Source organism: Methylobacterium sp. J-001, assembly GCF_022829565.1.
GTDB lineage: Bacteria > Pseudomonadota > Alphaproteobacteria > Rhizobiales > Beijerinckiaceae > Methylobacterium.
In genome coordinates, this window is sequence record NZ_JAKSYN010000022.1 from 24449 (window position 1) to 42434 (window position 17986).

General features: G+C 63.7%; 20 protein-coding genes. 13 read left to right on the forward strand and 7 right to left on the reverse strand.

Features of this window, described 5'->3' with window-relative positions; translation table 11 throughout:
* Positions 1 to 139: 139 nt before the first annotated feature.
* From MKK65_RS00810 to MKK65_RS00830, 5 genes are all read left to right on the forward strand, one after another.
* Positions 140 to 2488: a hypothetical protein gene (locus tag MKK65_RS00810; protein ID WP_243954471.1), complete on the forward strand. Its 2349-nt coding sequence runs from the start codon at positions 140 to 142 to the stop codon at positions 2486 to 2488.
* On the forward strand, positions 2454 to 3371 hold the full coding sequence (locus MKK65_RS00815) for a hypothetical protein (protein WP_243954473.1): 918 nt from the start codon (positions 2454 to 2456) through the stop codon (positions 3369 to 3371). Before MKK65_RS00810 ends, MKK65_RS00815 begins: the two co-directional genes overlap by 35 nt.
* Positions 3361 to 3981, forward strand: a complete 621-nt coding sequence (locus MKK65_RS00820; protein WP_243954475.1) for a hypothetical protein — start codon at positions 3361 to 3363, stop codon at positions 3979 to 3981. Before MKK65_RS00815 ends, MKK65_RS00820 begins: the two co-directional genes overlap by 11 nt.
* A gap of 82 nt (positions 3982 to 4063) precedes the next feature.
* Positions 4064 to 4321, forward strand: a complete 258-nt coding sequence (locus tag MKK65_RS00825) for a hypothetical protein (RefSeq protein ID WP_243954476.1) — start codon at positions 4064 to 4066, stop codon at positions 4319 to 4321.
* Positions 4322 to 4494: 173 nt separating this feature from the next.
* Positions 4495 to 5805: an SMP-30/gluconolactonase/LRE family protein gene (locus tag MKK65_RS00830; RefSeq protein WP_243954478.1), complete on the forward strand. Its 1311-nt coding sequence runs from the start codon at positions 4495 to 4497 to the stop codon at positions 5803 to 5805.
* 785 nt (positions 5806 to 6590) lie between these two features.
* Here the strand turns inward: MKK65_RS00830 and MKK65_RS00835 are convergent.
* Positions 6591 to 7145, reverse strand: coding sequence for a MucR family transcriptional regulator (locus MKK65_RS00835; protein ID WP_243954480.1), 555 nt, complete (start codon positions 7143 to 7145; stop codon positions 6591 to 6593).
* A 400-nt stretch (positions 7146 to 7545) separates the two neighbouring features.
* On the opposite strand from MKK65_RS00835, the gene MKK65_RS00840 reads away from it, so the two are divergent.
* Entirely contained in the window at positions 7546 to 7989 is a 444-nt protein-coding gene (locus MKK65_RS00840) for a hypothetical protein (protein ID WP_243954482.1), read from the forward strand.
* Between the two features lie 18 nt (positions 7990 to 8007).
* Here the strand turns inward: MKK65_RS00840 and MKK65_RS00845 are convergent, their stop codons facing one another.
* Positions 8008 to 8706 (reverse strand): thermonuclease family protein, encoded by a 699-nt coding sequence (locus tag MKK65_RS00845; RefSeq protein ID WP_243954484.1) that lies wholly within the window; start codon positions 8704 to 8706, stop codon positions 8008 to 8010.
* A 502-nt stretch (positions 8707 to 9208) separates the two neighbouring features.
* A complete protein-coding gene (locus MKK65_RS00850) occupies positions 9209 to 10807 on the reverse strand; it encodes an ABC transporter substrate-binding protein (RefSeq protein ID WP_243954486.1) in 1599 nt (532 codons plus the stop codon).
* Between the two features lie 128 nt (positions 10808 to 10935).
* On the opposite strand from MKK65_RS00850, the gene MKK65_RS00855 reads away from it, so the two are divergent.
* From MKK65_RS00855 to MKK65_RS00885, 7 genes are all read left to right on the forward strand, one after another.
* On the forward strand, positions 10936 to 12066 hold the full coding sequence (locus MKK65_RS00855) for a serine hydrolase domain-containing protein (protein ID WP_243954488.1): 1131 nt from the start codon (positions 10936 to 10938) through the stop codon (positions 12064 to 12066).
* Between the two features lie 638 nt (positions 12067 to 12704).
* Entirely contained in the window at positions 12705 to 12899 is a 195-nt protein-coding gene (locus MKK65_RS00860) for a hypothetical protein (protein ID WP_279596430.1), read from the forward strand.
* A gap of 63 nt (positions 12900 to 12962) precedes the next feature.
* On the forward strand, positions 12963 to 13157 hold the full coding sequence (locus MKK65_RS00865; protein WP_243954491.1) for a hypothetical protein: 195 nt from the start codon (positions 12963 to 12965) through the stop codon (positions 13155 to 13157).
* A 695-nt stretch (positions 13158 to 13852) separates the two neighbouring features.
* Positions 13853 to 14227 (forward strand): DUF4440 domain-containing protein, encoded by a 375-nt coding sequence (locus MKK65_RS00870; protein ID WP_243954493.1) that lies wholly within the window; start codon positions 13853 to 13855, stop codon positions 14225 to 14227.
* Positions 14228 to 14336: 109 nt separating this feature from the next.
* Complete coding sequence (locus MKK65_RS00875; protein WP_243954495.1) at positions 14337 to 14525, forward strand: hypothetical protein; 189 nt, start codon at positions 14337 to 14339, stop codon at positions 14523 to 14525.
* A 96-nt stretch (positions 14526 to 14621) separates the two neighbouring features.
* A complete protein-coding gene (locus MKK65_RS00880; protein WP_243954497.1) occupies positions 14622 to 14846 on the forward strand; it encodes a hypothetical protein in 225 nt (74 codons plus the stop codon).
* A gap of 147 nt (positions 14847 to 14993) precedes the next feature.
* A complete protein-coding gene (locus MKK65_RS00885; RefSeq protein ID WP_243954499.1) occupies positions 14994 to 15302 on the forward strand; it encodes a hypothetical protein in 309 nt (102 codons plus the stop codon).
* Between the two features lie 155 nt (positions 15303 to 15457).
* On the opposite strand, the gene MKK65_RS00890 is transcribed toward MKK65_RS00885, so the two are convergent.
* From MKK65_RS00890 to MKK65_RS00905, 4 genes are all read right to left on the reverse strand, one after another.
* Positions 15458 to 15946, reverse strand: a complete 489-nt coding sequence (locus tag MKK65_RS00890) for a hypothetical protein (protein ID WP_243954501.1) — start codon at positions 15944 to 15946, stop codon at positions 15458 to 15460.
* Positions 15947 to 16082: 136 nt separating this feature from the next.
* Positions 16083 to 16451, reverse strand: a complete 369-nt coding sequence (locus tag MKK65_RS00895) for a hypothetical protein (RefSeq protein ID WP_243954503.1) — start codon at positions 16449 to 16451, stop codon at positions 16083 to 16085.
* A 332-nt stretch (positions 16452 to 16783) separates the two neighbouring features.
* Positions 16784 to 17578, reverse strand: coding sequence for a DUF3800 domain-containing protein (locus tag MKK65_RS00900; protein ID WP_243954505.1), 795 nt, complete (start codon positions 17576 to 17578; stop codon positions 16784 to 16786).
* 14 nt (positions 17579 to 17592) lie between these two features.
* Entirely contained in the window at positions 17593 to 17958 is a 366-nt protein-coding gene (locus MKK65_RS00905; RefSeq protein WP_243954507.1) for a hypothetical protein, read from the reverse strand.
* Positions 17959 to 17986: the final 28 nt, after the last annotated feature.

The following is a 17986-nucleotide window of genomic DNA, read 5'->3' on the forward strand; positions in this document are numbered from 1 at the left end:
CGGAGGGCGTGGATCAGACGAAAGTGAAGGTCGACCTCTCGGCACATCGCTCGACAAGCTGACCACTTCGCAGGACCGGTCCGCGGCGAGCAACGACAAGGGCAGTGCTGCCAGCGACCGGGCTGCTCGGGCCACGGCCATGCGGGAGGCGGCGGCAGCCAAGGCGCAGCGGCAGCTGGATCAGGAGGCCCGAGCCCTTGCGCAGGTGCAGATGGCGCAGGACGCGGCCGCCGTATCAGCTGGTGGCCTTACGGCCGCGCAGGAGCGGGCGGCATCCTCGGCGGCGGCCGTGCAGAAGGCTGCCAACGATAATTCAGCCGCCCTTGGCAAACAGAACACCGTCTATGCTGAAGTCGGAAAGGCGGCCGCGGCACATCCGATCCTGGTGCTGGCCGCCAGCGTTGCGGCGGCGCGGGCGCTTGGAGGCCTCGCTACGTCGGCGGCCGGTTATCTCGGCACCGCGTCGGCGGCCACAGCGGCATTCGCGGAGGGCAGCACCGCGATGGGCGGCGCGGTGGCGGCTGGCGGCACGCTGGCAGCCCGTGGGCTCGCCGTAGCAGGCGAGGCGGCGACTGTCGTAGCCGGCGGCCTGGCCGCTTATGCCACGAAGGTGGAGGGCGCCACGAGCGTCGTTGGCCTCCTGGTCGGCGCGCTGAGGCTCATTCCGAACGCGCTCCTGCCGATCGCCGCTGCTTTCGCCGTTTTCCAGGTTGCCTCGGCGGTCATCGGGAAAGCCTATGATGACCTGCAGAAGCTCATCGACCTTGGTCAGAAGGCGCAGAGCCTCGACGTCGGAGCGCCTTTCCTAAAGAGCTTCGAGTCGCTCGGAAAGGTGATCGGCGCGACCACCGAGCAAATGGATCAGGCTCTGTCCAAAGCTTCAGGTTTCCTGAAAGACAGCTGGGGACAGGACAACAACAACCTGTCCAAGATGCTCAACAGCATCACCGCCACAGGGGCAGCCGGCGCCAACGGCCTGCAGTCCACCGCGCTTGCTGACACCGCCACGACCCTGGAGGAACGGCTGAAGGCCGGCCTCGCCGCGATGAAGGAGCTCGACACCCTCGGCCTACATCTCGCCAGCATCCAGGTCGGCGAGAAGGTGCTCGGCCCGGAGACCGTCGAGCGGATGCGCATCACCGGCACGAGCGCGGAGCAGCTTTCCGCCGCGTTGCAGGCCGCCGCCGAGAAGGAGGTGTTGAAGCAGGAACAGGTCGACCGGGCGCTACAGCTCAACAAAAACATCTCAGACACCAAGCAAGCAATTGCCGATGCCTGGGCGGTCAACTTGGATTTCAGCGCTGCAGCTACACTCCTTGACGGTATCTGGCTCAGGATCCTGCAGACTGTTTTGTCGATTGTGCTGGCGATCAACAGCGCGATTGATGGCGTGGTGGCGTTCGGTGCGACCATAACGTCGGCGGTCGGAGGCGCCTTCAGTGCGGTTGCTGGCCAGATCTCCGGTGTGCTGGCTCAGCTCGGCATCATCTCCAAGCAGGCAGAGCAGGTGAAGCAGGAAGTCGCTGGGCCGCCCGAAGCCGCCGGCCCCGCCCCGCAGAAGATCACTGGCCGCGATCTGGGGTACGTCTCGACAGTCGTTGATGGTCGCAAGTTCGACAAGCCAGCCGCCGCCGCCAAGCAGGCCCAACAGGCGGCTCAGGAGGCCGTCTCCTCTTATGATAGCCTGATCCAGCGGACGAAGGACCGGATCGAGGAACTCGACCTGGAGACCCGCAGCGTCGGCCTGAACAGCGACGCCGTAATCAAGCTGAAGCTCGCCCACGACCTGGAGCGGGCCGCGCAGAAGTCCGGGACCGAAGTCACCGCCGAGATGCGGGCTGAATGGGATAAGCTCGGTACGACGCTCGCAGCAAGCACGGATGCGCTCGCGCACGCCAAGCGGGGCATGGAGCTGACCCGAGATGCGCAGCGCGAGATGGCTGACGATTTTGCCACCTTCGCCGATGACGTGATCCTGGGCGGCCAGAAGATCGGCGACGCCTTCGCCAGCCTGGCCAAGACGTTCGGCAGCAGCAGCCTCAAGGCGCTCCTAACCGGCCAGGGCGGGCTCTCGGGCCTGTTCGGGACTGCCGGTGAGAAAAGCGGTGATCTCGGCGGCCTGCTGGGCGGCAAGATCAGCCTCGGTGGCCTTTTTGACGGCGACAAGATCACCTCGGCCCTCGGGCTCGGGACTGAATCCGGGATCGGCAAGGCACTCAGCGAGGCGCTCAAGCCGCAGAAGGCGGGCGGGGGCATCATGTCTTCGCAGCTCGGCCAGGGCTTTGCCGCAGTCGGTGCCGGTGCCTCGATCGGCTACTCGTCGCAGTCGCCGCTTATGGGGGCTGGCGGCGGTCTCCTGGCGGGTCTGGCCAGCGGCAACCCGATACTGGCGGTCGCTGGCGCAGGCGCCGGCGCGATCGGCAGCATTCCCTCCAGCAAGAAGGATCGGCGGCATGTCGCTCGTCAACGTCTTCGCGACCTCGCGTAGGGTCGTCGTCCTCACCGACACATCGCTGTACGATAGGACGGGCCGGATCCTCGGCTTCGAGCAGAAGACCTTTGGCATTTCGTCCTGGACCGGCGCGCTCACCTTCCGCGGCAACGCCTGGGGCATCTGTGCCGGGTTGGAATTGGCCGAGCGCTACGGCAGCTTTGACGAGTTCATGGCACGCAGCCCCAGCGAGTTCGAACGTGACCACAAGGCTGCGCTCGCAGGTGGGCTCCTGTCGGGACAGACGTTGATCGAGATCCACGTCGCCGGTTGGTCGGAGCGAGAGGATCGCGCCCGCGCCTTTGTCCTACGCTCTCCCGGCGCCCCGGGGGACGAGGCCCCGCCCTATACCTGGGTCGAGATCGAAGGCGCGTGGCACGATGACTTCGACCTGATGGCGCTAAGCCGGCTGCACCGGCAGGGTGCCGAACCGGATGTCGACTGGACGCCCGAGACCTTCAAGGCGATCACGCACGGTATTTCCCTCGCGGAAGAGCAGCGCCGGAAGGGCGCCGCTGCCTGGACCGAGTTCGCTGGTATGCACGTGATCGGCGGCGAGCTGTGGCTAACGGTGGTGGACCGCGACGGCGCGCGCCTCGGCGCCATCCACGAATGGCCGGACGTTGCCGGTGAACCCATCCAGCCGGCGCCGTTCGACGAGAGCCGGTGGCCCGGGGCTGTCCCATGTGGCATCCCCTGGTCCTACGAGAAGTTCATCGCCGCGGTTAAGGCTGGCGCGATCAACGTCGAGACGTTCGAGGTCGACCACAGGAAGCTGGCACTGCTGGAGCGCGCGCACGCCCCGGTGAGCAGCATGTCTCGTCAGCAGCGCCGTGCAGCCCAGGCGCAGGCCAAGAAGGCGCACGCCCATGCCCGCTGAGCGCACGGTGCTGCTCGTATTCGCCGACGCCGCCGAGCATACCACGTTCAACCGGCTGTTGGCTGAGCGGCCCGAGCTGCAAGGCTTTGTGCAGGGTCAGATCGAAGCCGTCATCGAGAGCTTCGTGCCGAGGATGCACGCAGGTGCCTGGGGGCTGACGGTCGGCGAGATCGATCGGGCCATCGCGGTCACGTGCGCGGATGCCGATTGGCGCAACGCCACCGCACCGAAGGCGCAGCGCCTCGATGACGACGAGCGCCTCATGTGCCGGCTTGCCTACCAGGCCGCATGCCGGAGCGCGCGTAACGACTTCCTCGCCGCGCTGTCTGAGCACGAGCCCGCCGCGAAGGCGCTTATAGCGCTGGCCGCCTACGGCAGAGCCGTCGCTGACGGGATGGACGCCCTGCGCGCCGCGCTGCCGGTGCACGCCCTGGCGACTCCGCCAGCGCACCACCGCCGGCTTCGGCCGGAAGACCTCAGAGCGCTGCCGCAAGGGCGTCACGCTGTCAGCATGCCTTGGGCGGACCGGGTTCGGCGAACTGCGGATCATCCGAGCCGCGGTGTCGGACGGATACACGGAACAGGCGAGCCGCCCGCAGCGGACGTCTAACAAGGCGCGCCGGCCGACGACGGCGCGTGTTAGCCCTGGCCGCTGCCCGACACGGCGGCCGGGGCTGCGCAGGAGGTGTCCGATGCTTATTGCCCTCGCTACAGCGGCCAGCGTCGCAGCGGTGTTCACGCTGGGCGGCTTCGCAATCACCCGGGCGGGCCAAAACGCGGGCCAGACCACCATGATCCTGGTCGCGGTCGCTACTGGGCTTGGGATGCTGGCACTGATCGGCGGGCTCAGCCGGCTTGATGCCCAGGGGCCCGCGATCTCTCGTGCTGAGGCCCGTCCGGACTATGGGATGAGCTGGCGACCACGCGAACAGGCTCCGGTAGAGCACTGAAGGTTCAGCCCCGACCACTGCCGGTTGCTACCGGAGGACTTCGGAGCGCTACCCTCTCGGCGGCGTGCCATAGGAGGTACGTGGAACGGGCCATGCAGGCGGCTGTTGGCCTGCTGACACAGAGCGGAAGCGCCGCAGGTAGAGATGTACCGCGCCTTTCGGGAGCGGATACCATGATACGTCAGCTGGTTTGCACCGCCTTGCTGCTTGTCGGCGTCGTAGGGCAGGCCGTGGGTGAGCCCGCCGAACGGCAGAGCCCGCGACCTGCAGCGGTCGAGACCGGGTGGGCGGGTGCGCTTGACGGCACTTGGCACTGGCGGCTGCCGGATACGCCTAACGGCCTTCACCCGACCCAGAGTTGGCACGCCACAGGGTCTGCGCCAGACGGCAGTGTCTACGTCGGCGGTATGGATCACGCGACGAACGCAGCCCTCTACCGCATCGACCCACAGGGGGGTACGCTGCGGTATGTTGGGGATGCGCGCGCAGCCTCGGAGGCGGCGCGCAACTGGCTGCCTGGCGAGACGGCGCAGAAGTTTCACACACGACCACTCTGGCATAACGGTAAGATCTACGTCGCGACCATGGACCGGTCGGATCTCAACGCAGGCTACCTCGAACGTCGTGGCTTCCACTGGTACGCCTATGACCCTGCGCACGACAGCTTCACGGATCTGAGCGCCTTCGAGCCAAGCGGCAGTGCCGTGCCCCATGGCAATCTCGTCACCCTCGCGTCTGATCCGATCCGCAACGTCATCTACGGCGCGGGCGTACCTACTGGTGCGATCTACCGGTACGACGTCTTGAGCGGACGTACTCAGGACCTCGGCCGCCCGGCCTCCTACAAGCAGCCCTACGTCTACACGGGGCGGGTGATGTGGGTCGACGCGCGCGGCCGCCTCTATTTCACGGCAAGCAACTGGGACGAGCCAGGGGTGCATGACCATGTGCACTACTATGACCCGGAGACCGGCTTCGGCGAAGAGAAGGGCTGGCTACTGCAGGACGGCATGGCCCTGGAAACGGGGCAATGCACAGACGGGGGGAAACGGTGCGTGTTCGGCGACGATCGCGGTCACGTCTACCGCTTCGATCAGGACGCACATTCCTGGACGTACCTGGGCCAAATCGAAACAGGGAAGAAGGCGGGCTGGGGTGGCGTCGAGTTCTGGCTCTTCGCAGTTAAACCCGACGGCAAGAGCGCCTACGTTGGCACCAGCACCTCACCACGACCAAGCGAGGACACAGCCCTCTACCTATTCGATTTCGGGACCGGCCAGACGCGGCGTCTTTGCGCAATGACCGAGTTGGATCCAGCCTTGGCTCATCTTCACGTCCACACTGGGTTCAATGCTTGGGACGCGGAAGGGCGTTTCTACTTTGCTAGCTTCGACGGGAGCCCTGACCATGGCGTGATCGTCACCCGCATCGATCCAATGCGCCTCGAGGCAGCATTAGCTAGCAGCACAGGGGCGGTCAGATAGGTCGGCCGGCACACTCCCTGGATCATCAGCCCGGGGAGCGATGTGCAAACGGCACGGACTTCGACACAGGACCGCCCACCGAGATACGGGGCTTACCGTGCCCAGCGCCCGAGACGCCGTTTCCACCGCTCGCCAGGTGCGAGGTTCGGCTCTGGCTTAATCTTGAGGGAGCGAAGCGCTGGCGCGAAAGCCGCCACAGCGTAATCTTCCGCGGACAGCGGCACAGCGGCTACCGAGGGCGGGGAAGCAGGCGCAGCATCAGCCAGATCTTCGAATGACGCGCACGGGGCGGGGGCGGTCTTGCGAGGCCGGCCGCGCGGACGCTTCATGCGGATCGCATCAGCGACCGGCACCAGCTCGACCTCGAGCTCGGCCGCCTCGGGTACAATGAGGCTGGGCAGGACGCGACGCTGCTCTGGGACCGGTGCTGGCGGATCGGGCGAGACGATAGTGCTGAACCACGGTGAGGTGACTGCTGGCGGAGTCGAGCGCCGAGGGATGATGGTCGCATGCCGACGATCGGTAGACTTGATCTCGACGGTGAACGAGCGCCGTGAATCTCTGCGCATATGGGTCCGAAACTGTCATGCCGATCCAAGTCGGCTGTAGCGGCTAGGCTGAGCATGCGGAGCTTAACGAAGCGATACGGTCGCTTATGGAAGAGGCGGCGGATCGGATAGCTCGTTTAGTCCAGCTTGGGTTGGAGTGTGGGCAGCATTCGCTCGCCGCCCACGTCCTGGATCTGCCTACAGCCTGGATCGATAGGCTGTCGGCGCCGAACACTCTCACTCGGCCGCGACAGCTGCTGAAGCCTTCTTGCGGCCATTGGTCGACTTCGCTGCTGGCTCCGCAGCCTTCTTCGATCGGCCAGCCTTCTTCGGCGTCTCGGCGATAGTCTCGTCGGTCTGGGCGGTCTTTGCCGCCGCCTTGCGGCGCTGCTGACCCAGACCAAGGCTCTTGGCGAGCGCAGAGCGCTGCGCCGAGTAGCTCGCAGCCGTGGAGGGGTAATCCTTCGGCAGGCCGAAGCGCTCGCGGTATTGCTCGATCGTCATGCCGTTGCCGCTGAGGTGCCGCTTCAGCGTCTTGTAGGGCTTGCCGTCGATGAAGCTCACTAATGCATCGTCCTTCACGGACTTGCGGATCTGCGCAGGCGTGGGCTTCTCGACCACCGACGCCTCAGGTGCACCACCCTGGCCGAGCCCGGACAGAGCGGAGTAGACCCCGGAAAGCAGGGCGGGGAGTTCGGAAACCGGAACGCTGTTGTTCGACACGTAAGCCGCCACGATGTCGGCGCTCAGTTCGATATGGTTATTCTGCGGGGTGAGTGTGTTCTCAGACATGTCATGATCCTTTCGTGCTCAATCACACGAACGATCCGAGCCGGCCCGGATGTCAAGAGATTGAGATATAATATTTGATCTCGGATGAATTTTATTCAGATATTTCCCCAATCGTAACGCTTAAAATCGGATTTACATTCTAGGGCCCGTTCATGCTGCTGCGCCGGACTCCGAGGCTATTCTAAGCTGGGCGTTTTGCAGCTGCGCGGCGGGCGCTACCCAATGGAGGCTGTCCGGGTCATCTCCCAGTGATGTTGCTCCAGCCTCGCGCCGATCATGCTCTTTGCGCATCAGGATCGACATCGGGCTGACGTCCGCTCGCGCCTTGTGGCCCTTCCAGACCCGACGTAGCGTCTGCCCGGCGAAGCCCTGGGGCCGGGACGCAATGGAGCGATCGGCGATGGCAGCCCACTCGGCGTTGATCGGGAAGGCCGGCGAGATGATGGTGGCCGCTGAGCTCATGCGCCGTGGCGTCGAGGTCGCCCAGCCCCATTCCGATGTGGGCGTCGACCTCCTGGCCTACCGCCTCGAGCCGGGCTCGACCGTGCCGAGCCGCATCGTGCCGGTCCAGGTCAAATCAGCCTCGAACGTTGCCTTCAACTTCCATAAGAGTTGGCTGACGAAGTCGACCAACCTCGTGCTCGTGTGGCGGCTCGAAACCTCGCACGAGTTCTACATCTTCGATTCGATGGTGAGGATTGAGGAGGCGCTCGGCGCCACGTTCAGCGCGTCCAAATCCTGGGCCGAGAACGGGGTCTACGCGGTGACGAACCCAGGCGCTGCGGTCTTGGAGCGAATGAACCCGCATCGTGATCGGTGGGATCGCATAATCGAGCAGCTGTGAGCGCGGCTAGAAGTCCGATTACCCGCGCGCCGCCCGCCAACCGGCCGCCCTCGCCTCGTCTTCGCTGCAAAACATCCTCTCACCGGAGCCGGTGTTGATCGCGGTGCGATCGTAGTCCCGAGACCCGGGCAGGTGATAGATCTTGTCGCCCTTCCGCGAGATGTTGCCCTTGATCGAGCAGGTGGTCTGCGCAGGCGCCGGCGCTGCTACCGCAGGCTTCTCTATCTCGGGTCGGGTTTCGATGCCCCCGGCACGCTTGGCACGCCTCCAGTCCGAGGGTGGGTCGAATGTGCCGGCCCAGAGTCCGCGCTTGGCAGCCCTCGCCGTTGTCTCGGCCGGGACGTAGTCGTGGGAATACCGCTGGTAGGCTGTGGCGTAGCCCTGCTGGACCAGCCAAGCGTTCAGATCCTCGGTGCCCTTCCTGCAGATCGCGACGGTGCGCCCGTAGCGATCCGTATCCCGCGGCTCACAGGAGATCGGTGCCTCGCCGATGCGGTCGGCCAGCGCCAGCGCCGCCCGCTGGCCGCAGCGGTAATCCTTGCCCGCCGCGTCCTGGCAGAGCTGCGCGCTCTCCGGCGCGTCAATGCCGAACAGGCGGATACGGGTCCCGTGGATCATCACGGTGTCGCCATCCGTGACGGTGGCGCGACCAGTAATAGGCTCGGCAGACAGAGCGGGACCGCTGAGCAGCAGGAGGGCAACGAGGGCGTGGCGCATCCCGAAGCGATAGCCGATCTACAGCTTCCGGCAATCGGATAGCGTCGAATCGACCACCCTGAGTTGGTACTGAGCAGTTGCGAAAACCGATCCGAGGCATGCACGATCCTGTGCCCGACCGCCCCAAACCCATGGCCGGTGCGGCGCAGTGGCGGGGTTCTTTGCGCCGGCGTCTGGGGTATGTCCGATGCGATTTCAGACTCCCCCAAGTTCGAGGTCACAACCTTCGCCCGCCCGGTTCGCCGGCGCGGGCTTTTTGTGTCGCGATCCCGACCCGGGACGGCCGGCCGAGACGACCAGCACAGCGCGGTAACCGCCCAGCCCCATCCTGCCTTCCGAGCCGCGTCGCGTATCGGCTCTCGCTGGTGAGATTGTCGACATCCTCCGCCAGCCTATGATCAAATCGGGCGGCGTGGCTGCGGCGGAAGACTTCTAATATAAAACGATCTTGCGACGCCTCCTACTCGCGCCTCAACTCACCTGGCCAAGCGGGAGCTTCGGATCATGCCTCCCTACGCGCATTCCAGAATACGAATTGATCCTCGACAACATCGCGAATATCGCGCCGGTAGGCGGTTCGATAGAAGTACTGTCCGGTCGGCAGGTACGGCACCTGTCTCATGGCCACCGCCTGTAGGTCACGCGCGATCGTCTGCCGACCGGCATCGTCGGGGGCCTCGATCCAGGCCTCGCGTAAGCTCTCGATCTCCGGGATGTCCGGCCAGCCGAAAAAGCCCTTCTGGCCGCCGCAGCGCAGGACCTGCTCGCCGACCGGATTGCTCATGTCGAGACCGGTCCAGGTGGTATTGAAGATGTTCCAGCCGCCCTGGTCGGGGGGCGCCTTGCTGGCACGGCGTGTGACCAGGGTGCCCCAATCGGAAACGACGTATTGCACGTTCATCCCGAGGCGCTTGAGCAGGTCGTTCATCACCTCCCCGAGCGCCCCGAGGACGGGATTGTCGCTTGCCGACATCAGCACCACCGGTTCGCCCTTGTAGCCGGCCGCGATCAGGTCCCTCTTCGAACGCTCAATGTCACGCGCACGCATCAGCACGTCGAGGCCCGCATCGTTGGCCATGGGCGTTTCCGGCGTGAAAAGCCCGACACCGGTGCGCCAGAGCTTCCGATCGTCGCCGCCAGCCGCGGCCATGAAATCCTCCTGCGACAAAGCTTCGAGCACCACGCGGCGGATCGCCGGTTTGTCGAAGGGCGGGTAGAGGTGGTTCAGCACCGCAGTGCCGAGATTACCGAGGCGGCTGGCAAGCTGCGTCACGATCTGTGGGCTGCGTTGGAGCGTCGGTAGCAGATCGTTGATCGGGTTCTCCCACCAATCGACTTCGCCGCTCTGGAGTGCTGCGGCGGCTGTGCCGGGATCGGGCATGACATGCCACTCGACGCGCTCGAAATGGACCCGCTTCGGGCCCGCGGCCCAGGATACGGCGCCATCCGCGCGCGGCTGATAATCGGGATTGCGGTCATAGACCACGCGGGCGCCGACCAGCCGCTCTTTCGTGTTGAAGCGGAACGGACCGGAGCCGATCACCTCCGGGATCTGCTGGGCCGGATCGGTCATGGCCAAGCGCTCGGGCATAATCACAAGTACCGGCGGCCCCAGCTTGGCCAGGGTCTCGAGCATCAGTCCGTAGGGGCGCTTGAGGCGAATGACGAAGCTGCGGTCGTCAGGCGTAGTCATGGCGTCGGTACGCGCCATTAGCGCCTGGCCGAGGCTGTCGCGCTGGGCCCAGCGCCGGATCGACGCGATGCAGTCCCGGCCCCGCACCGGCTCGCCATCGTGAAATTTCAGCCCGTCCCGGAGCCGGAAGGTCCAGAGTTTGCCGTCATCCTCGACGGTGTGACCCTCTACCATCTGCGGCTGAGGCTTCAGTTGCGCATCGAGCCCGTAGAGCTGGTCGAACACCATGAGGGCATGGTGGCGGGTGATGTAGGCGGTAGTGGTCACGGGATCGACGATGGTCAGGTCGGATTGTGGGACGAAGCGCAGCACGCTAACCCGCCCAGCCTGCGCCAGGGCGGACCGAGCGGGCAGGAATGGCGCGGTTCCGGCCGCGGCCGCACCGCCGAGGAAGGTTCGTCGCAGCATGCTGTCAGGCTCCAGACACGGGGTGACACCAAACCGGACTGCAAGAGCCGTTCCCCATACGCCCTGGCGCGGCACATGCCTGCCTGTCGATGGCGTGAAGATCTGCCACTACCGATAGGAGACTGGGCGTGACGCAGGGGACCGAGCCGTACTACCCCGCGGGGACTTGGGGAGGCGTGGATCCTGAGGCTGCCGGCTTCGATCCCACGGCGCTGGCCGGAGCGGTCGCCTATGCCGAAGCGAACGACAGCACTTGGCCGAGGAGCCTCTACTACCCTGACGGACGCTATGTTGGTTTGGTCGAGTGGAACGAGCGCGGGCCGTGGAGCGACATCGTCGGGCCAGTACAGCCACGGGGCGGCCCGGCCGGGGTGATTCTGAAGGGCGGTCGGCGCGTCGCGGCCTGGGGCGATACGCGGCGTCCAGACATGACCTTCTCTATCGCCAAGAGTTACTTGGCGGTGCTGGCCGGACTCGCGCATGATGACGGGCTGATTCCGGACGTAGATGCACCCGTAAGAGACAGCGTCCCGGATCCGCTGCTCAATGGTTCGCAGAACGGCTCGATCACTTGGCGCCATCTGCTGCAGCAATCCAGCGAGTGGCAGGGCACGCTGTTCGGCAAGTCCGACCAGGTCGATCACTTCCGCCAGATCGGTCCTGGGGCAGACAACCGCCGCAAGGGTGAGCGCCGTGCACTTCATGCGCCGGGTAGCTATTACGAGTACAACGACGTGCGGGTGAACCTGCTCGCGTACTGCTTGATGCGCCTTTTCCGCTGCGCATTGCCGGAGGTCCTGCGCACGCGGATCTTCGATCCGATCGGCGCGTCCCACGACTGGGCATGGCATGGCTACGACAATGCCTGGGTCGAGATCGACGGTGCCCGGATCCAGTCCGTACCAGGAGGCGGTCACTGGGGCGGCGGCCTGTTCATCGGCTCGGATGACCACGCGCGCTTCGGACTCCTCATCGCTCGCGGTGGCGTCTGGGCAGGGCGCCGGCTTTTGTCGGAGCGGTGGATACGCGCGATGCTGGCTCCGTCACCCACGCTCTCGAATTACGGCTTCCTGTGGTGGCTGAACCGTGGGCCGACGGCAAAGCCTGAACTGTCGGCTACCTCGTTCAGTGCCCTCGGTGCGGGCAACAACGTGATCTGGGCCGATCCGGATCGAGACCTTGTCGTAGTCCTACGTTGGATCGACAAGACTGCGCTCGATGATTTCCTACGCCGCCTCGTCGGAGCTATGCGGGCTTAATCGATTATCGCAAGCTGATATGGATGGGTCGCAGTGGCAGTTCGTTTCCACTCTTCGCCTTTTCATCGGACTTATCTGCGACCGCATCGGCTTGGTGGAGTTCCGAAGCAGTTAGGTCGGAGGCCATTCTGGGAATCGCCGCGAGCAGCCCTGATGCATCGAACACATAGCTGAGATGGCCATATCGTCATGGCCGCCCGGCCTCGCACACGCGATCAGCGTTGATCCCTACAGCCATCGTGGCCAGAGTGAGCGTGGGTCACCGGGATCCCACGGTGCGATACGACCGGACGCGCTTCGTGAACCGCTTGCCGGGCGATCGAAGGCGAAGGGCTATTTGAAATGAGCGACGCAGACGCCCAGCCACAAGAGCTAGACGAGATCCTCCGTCTAGTGACGGCGCTCGCCGAGCAATTGCTGGCGTCGGGGAATTCAGAGCGCTCGATCTCCCCGGAGAGGCTCAGGGTGATGGTAAGCGCTGCCCAGTTTCTCCATGACAACGATGTGCCCTGGTCACCGGCGGTGCAGAGGATTTTAAACGAGATTGCGGGGCAAAGGGAGGCACGCCATGGACATTGAGGACCGCGAGATAGAATACGCCTTGCTCTCCGGCCGCGTGACACGCGAGGGGGGTGACGGTGGACGTGAAGATCTATCGCTACGCCGACACCGACGATCCCTGGCAACTGGAGGTCGTCGACGAGAAGGATTGGTCGACGGTTTGGGATGAACAGTTCCCGCTCCCTAAGGACGCCTATCGCGCCTTCTACGCGGCGGCTGACGAGGAGGGGATGGCTTCGTTCGTGGGCGACTCCGGGCCGACGGTTCACTGACCCTATCCCCCCTTGTGGAAGAAGCGCTGAAAGCGAACAGGTCCTAGGAAGGTGAGCATACGCATGGGACGATCGAAGCGTAGGCTGCCCGACAGCCTGACCCAGCACCTGTCGGATCCGAAGATCGTTGCCTTCAGGCCTCGAACTAATCAGCGCCGTGCCAATCTTCGGACCGAAGCGGCAAAGAGGTTCTACCTCTCGATCGTAACCCTCACCGTCATCGTGCTGGCTGGTGGTTACCTGCTGCGCCTCTGGTAGCCGCCCTTGAAGCCGCCGGCGTCATCTTCATCAAGAAGAGCGGCTGGGGGCCGGGGGTTTGCGACGGGTGCGATGCTTGGTTCTCGGCGGCCAAGCGCCGGCATCATCCAACTGCTCCAGGATGTATGAGTCGGGATCGCGGCCCATCATGTGTTGCCTTGCCCGCCAGTCGCGTTGCTGCTGCGTGAGCAGGTGAATCCAAGGCGGCGGTCCGTTGGGGTCAACGACCCGGTCCTTCTCGTCATCCATCGTGGCCTACCTTGGGTTTGCGGCAAAGCAGAGCTTACACGAGATCGGTCCGGCCTGGGTTTTGATGGGTTCGGACGGTAGTCCCGATCAGTCCGTCACCATTTCTCAGGCCCTTCCCAGCCGGATTCGATCGCTGCCGCTGTCCTGGCGAAGGAGGGCTGCAGCTACCTGCCCGCGAAAAGCATCACGTCATCCCGGGCAGCGCGAGACCGCTGCGAACGAGCTCGTCAACGCCGCTCGCTGATAATCATCTCGGCGGCGAGCGAGCAATGGGAGAGGTAGGAGGCGGTCGGCATCGTCCAGCTTTACCGCGTAGGTTCGGCCGTCGCGAGATCACGCCATTCCGGCTCTGCCCGGTGTCCACCGCGTCTGCGCCAAGTCGCAGGCGGAACGAACGTGTCGGCGGTCCGCTTTCCTCGACAATTCGAAGAACCAGGGAGAGCGCCGTGGACGATGATCGCGTGTGGTCGTTCGAGAAGAGCTTGTGGACCTGCGACGCAGATCACTACCGCGAGCTCGTCGACGAGGAATGCCTCATGGTCCTGCCACAGCCGCCGTTCGTCCTCAGCGGGACCCAGGCGATCGAGGCGGTCGCGTCCACACCGCGGTGGGCTGAAATCGAGATCTCGGACGAGCGGATCAGCCGTCCGCAGGAAGGCCTCATCGTGATCGCCTACCGTGCCAAGGCGAGCCGCGACGGTGAGACGTACGAGGCGCACTGCACCTCGACCTACCGACAGCTAGAGCACGAGGTCTGGCGCGTCGTGCAGCACCAGCAGACGCCTCCGCTCGTGACACCCGCCGCAAAAGTCAGCGGCTGATTGGTGGGATATGGGCGGCCCTAACAAGCCGCCCGCAGAACCACCGGTGTCGTCATCATCAAGAAGAACGGCCAAGAGCCAGGGCGGCCCGTCCTGAAAGGAGCAATTTATGCTGAGTCCGGTCGAAGCCCTGCGAAAGATACGCGAAGAAATGGTGATGGATCGCCGCAGATCGGTAGATCAGCAGGAAAGTATTCAGAACGTTCAGGCTGAGATTGAGGCAATTGATAGGGCTATCGTTGACGAATTGGCCATGCAGAGCCGCGCCGACTCGAAATCTGGCAGTGTCTTAATTTGAAGTCTGAGACTGGTTCTGCGTGCTCCTCGACCCCGTCTCGTACGTTCGCACGTCCAATCCCGCTGCCGTATGTTTGACGACAAACAGAAGGCCCCCATGGCCGATCAAGATCGTGCACTCATCGACACGCACGGCGAACAAGATAATGTGGCCTTGGCCCAATTAGGAGCGGCCGTGATCCTGGCGTGGCCCTTATTAGATCCCGACCTGCAACGCGATTTAATCGCAACAGCCGCCGTTGTGGATGGCGTCAAACGAGATCCGAGCTTTGAAGAGATCCTGACCCTCCTCGTTCAGATGAATAATCGGGGCGGTGGTTAAGTATGCCCGCTGGACCCATGGGCCAGCGCCGCGATGCCAAAGCGATCAGCAGCCCCATCTCGGCGATTCTGATCGCTGTCGGCGTCATCTTCATCCAGGAGAATGGCGAGGGGCCGAGGGTGCAGTTGCGGAAAGCTGCCTCAACCGATGCCCCGTAGCGTACCCCGCGCGCCGGACGTGCGGTTTTCGGTGGACCCGGCCGATATCCCGGCCGAGAAGGTCGCCCGCCGGATGCACCTGACCATCGTGCAGTTCGATGCGTGCAAGGTCCGGCTGTTCACCCGCGGCTTTCCGCGGCCGGACCCAGATACCGGCATGTACTGCCTGGAGGCTGTCGACCGCTGGCGCTTGCAGCGGCACCCAGCCCTGTTTCCAGAACTCATGCCGAGGGCCGCAGCCGCGACTGGCGCCGATCCGGAGAAGAACCTGGGAGTGATGGCCCGTGAAGCCTACTAGCGCCGCGCTGCCGAAAGGAGCACTTCGGCGATACAATCCAAAATGAGCAGGGGCGCCAGACCGAAGAAACACCCTTGCGCAGCTGATTAAATTGCCCGGCCGCCTCTTGCTGGCGATCATGATATTTGCCCACTTCAAAATGGCTGGTCTCGCGATTAGGGAGGCAGGCTGGCGACGGGCACCGCTCTGGTGGGCGCCTCTGGCCGCTCCCGCTTCTCCACGATCCGGCATCGATCCCGAAGCGTGACCTCGTGCTTGGGCCACAGGTCGCACGCCACCCGGAACGCGGCCCGCGCCATGTCGATCGGGTAGATTATCGCGAGCTGGGCCTCGATGCCGCCGCCCGTCTCTGTCCAAACTTCTACCGTGTAGGGCACGCCCGGCGGAACAGGGATGTCCGGCCGGGCCGGCGGCGGCAACGTGATCGCGGCCAGGCACAAGTGCTCGTATTTCCGGGCCGGCGGCGAGCCGGGCGCGCGCTGGTAGCGGCATGAGGCCGTGAGGTGGCGCAGCATGTCGAGCGTCGAGAGATCGGGGCCGAACCGCTCCCGCAGGCTGGCGACGGTGTACCGGCCGGACCGCTTGCAGGACGAGCAATCCACGTAGACCCGACCGGGCTGAATATCGCGCAGGAGCCCCACCACCGCTTCCCTCCATTCTGGAACGAAGATGGAACATGCCAGATCGGTCGGCGCGGTTCAGCTGGGAGCAGCACTGGCTCGAGCGATGCCGGTGGAGGGCTGTGGATCGGTTCGGAGAACGCGAAAGCTTTCAGGCGCTTCAGCTGACCTTCGCCTTGAACTCCCAGATCGGCAGGCCCCAGACCTGGCCGGGCTTGTCCCGCCGTGCAGCCGTCCGCTCAAACATGATGCGGTCAGCGTCGACACCCTGAACCCGGTTGCCGGCGATCATCAGCGCACCGCAGTAATCCACTCGGAGCGTACCGTGCTCAGGGTGTACCCCGAACAGCTGCCGATCCGTCCACGCGAACGCGAGCGCGTCGGCGCCGAACCGGTCGCAGAAGTCGATGGCCGATTCCCGCATCGTCGCCCATTGCGTCGGCGTGAGGTAGCGGCAGGGCGAGGCGCGCTCGGAGATGCGTTCGAGCTGGTCGCGCCATGAGGCGACGGCGGGCGGGAGGTCGGACATGCCCGCGGGGTAGCGACCAGTGGTTAACGATCTGCGGGGTGACGCTTCGACGAGCTGCACCTGCACCGGCTACGTCGCGGGGTTTGACTTCTGGTGCAACAGTCGGGTGGAGTTGAACGAGCGGAGCGGGCAGATTGCACGCTCAAAGGGGCTACGGGCAAGTGCCTGACATACCCTAACTTGACAAGGCGCCGGCGGCATGAAGCGTTGAATTTCGACGCTGAATTCACTAGATTCTTGGCAGCCGACGGGTGCCCAACCGGGTCATCCCAAAGCGCCTTTGGGCGCCTGTGGGTGCGGGGAAGAAGGAACCGACCCGTCGAGCTTATCATTTAGATGCCTGCACTAAGCCACCGCATTCGAGGCTCCATCGGGAGAGGCCCTTCGCATTCGGGCGGGAATAGCTTGATGCCATGATGCTTTATCTCTCTGCCGAGAGAAAAAATCTTCCGACGCATTTGAATGATGTATCGATCATCCGTTAAATCAAATTGCTTATATTCAATTGCGCTGCCAAAAGAGCTTGCTACAAAATCAGCTATACGAAGTCCGTCGCAGTCTTTATGTCTCCGAGTGTGAATGTTGGCGAGATCCACGAAATCCCAAGCCACATTTGAAAAGTATCGAGACTCTCCGACCTTGATCTTCGTTACGTAGTCCGCAAAAGTATCCATTCTTAGATTCGCGCGTTCACTGAATATTATTTTTACCGTTCCGTCGCCGGATGGATAGAGCGGAAAAGTCTCGCGGCAAACCCAGGAGATCCGTTCGAGCAGCAGGTGCGATAAATAAAAATAAAGATCGCCGAACTTACCAGTCTTTCCAAGATAATTTATGGTAGGCTTGTGGGCTATTACAGCCACAATTCTTACCGGCAAATCGCTAATCAGGCGCGATATTAAAAACTTGTGCCCAGGCGAAGAAATGTCTTTAAACGATTTCCAATCCCAGGTTGGTGATTTTTTCGCGTGTCGCCTAGCTAGATCCCACACATCGGTTACGCACTGCTGGGCCACTGATCGAACTACAACCGCAGATATAATCAAAAATTCAGACGCGCCAGCCTTCTCCGGATCACCCTCGTGGCCCGATTCATCAATGAAGGCAATGAACGAGTGATCGGACATCTAAAGCCCGACGTTCAATCGTGCTCTTTTCTCCCGAATTGTTGAGGTGGCAGTACACCAGTAGGAGGAGGCTGCAGGCCGCTTCTAAGAGCCGGAGGCACTACTGTCCATGCTGCACGTAGATTCGCACGAGCAGCATGGAACCGCACCAAGAGGTTTTGAAGCTCAGATGCTGATTTCCAGTCCGATGCCGGATATTTCTGCCCGCTAAAACTTCCAGGAGGGAGGTCGTTCTCGGTGTCGCTGAAACAAATACGCGCCGGATCCTTTTTTATGAGGGCGCCTACACGAACAATCTCGTCCGCGATTGTCTCAATCTCGGTCCGGCATTCCTCGAAAGCAAGGCGCGCGTTCAGGTACGCTTCAATCTCGCCGGCCACAGGCGACCTCCGTTCGCAACACGAGGCG

Excerpts from the sequence above, each read along its gene's own strand:
- MKK65_RS00865 (WP_243954491.1), top strand. The coding sequence starts at position 12,963 with ATGGGACGATCGAAGCGTAGGCTGCCCGACAGCCTGACCCAGCACCTG.
- MKK65_RS00820 (WP_243954475.1), top strand. The coding sequence starts at position 3,361 with ATGCCCGCTGAGCGCACGGTGCTGCTCGTATTCGCCGACGCCGCCGAG.
- MKK65_RS00900 (WP_243954505.1), bottom strand. The coding sequence starts at position 17,578 with ATGTCCGATCACTCGTTCATTGCCTTCATTGATGAATCGGGCCACGAG.
- MKK65_RS00825 (WP_243954476.1), top strand. The coding sequence starts at position 4,064 with ATGCTTATTGCCCTCGCTACAGCGGCCAGCGTCGCAGCGGTGTTCACG.
- MKK65_RS00830 (WP_243954478.1), top strand. The coding sequence starts at position 4,495 with ATGATACGTCAGCTGGTTTGCACCGCCTTGCTGCTTGTCGGCGTCGTA.
- MKK65_RS00885 (WP_243954499.1), top strand. The coding sequence starts at position 14,994 with ATGCCCCGTAGCGTACCCCGCGCGCCGGACGTGCGGTTTTCGGTGGAC.
- MKK65_RS00880 (WP_243954497.1), top strand. The coding sequence starts at position 14,622 with ATGGCCGATCAAGATCGTGCACTCATCGACACGCACGGCGAACAAGAT.
- MKK65_RS00810 (WP_243954471.1), top strand. The coding sequence starts at position 140 with ATGCGGGAGGCGGCGGCAGCCAAGGCGCAGCGGCAGCTGGATCAGGAG.
- MKK65_RS00850 (WP_243954486.1), bottom strand. The coding sequence starts at position 10,807 with ATGCTGCGACGAACCTTCCTCGGCGGTGCGGCCGCGGCCGGAACCGCG.
- MKK65_RS00815 (WP_243954473.1), top strand. The coding sequence starts at position 2,454 with ATGTCGCTCGTCAACGTCTTCGCGACCTCGCGTAGGGTCGTCGTCCTC.
- MKK65_RS00845 (WP_243954484.1), bottom strand. The coding sequence starts at position 8,706 with ATGCGCCACGCCCTCGTTGCCCTCCTGCTGCTCAGCGGTCCCGCTCTG.
- MKK65_RS00840 (WP_243954482.1), top strand. The coding sequence starts at position 7,546 with ATGGCAGCCCACTCGGCGTTGATCGGGAAGGCCGGCGAGATGATGGTG.
- MKK65_RS00835 (WP_243954480.1), bottom strand. The coding sequence starts at position 7,145 with ATGTCTGAGAACACACTCACCCCGCAGAATAACCATATCGAACTGAGC.
- MKK65_RS00875 (WP_243954495.1), top strand. The coding sequence starts at position 14,337 with ATGCTGAGTCCGGTCGAAGCCCTGCGAAAGATACGCGAAGAAATGGTG.
- MKK65_RS00895 (WP_243954503.1), bottom strand. The coding sequence starts at position 16,451 with ATGTCCGACCTCCCGCCCGCCGTCGCCTCATGGCGCGACCAGCTCGAA.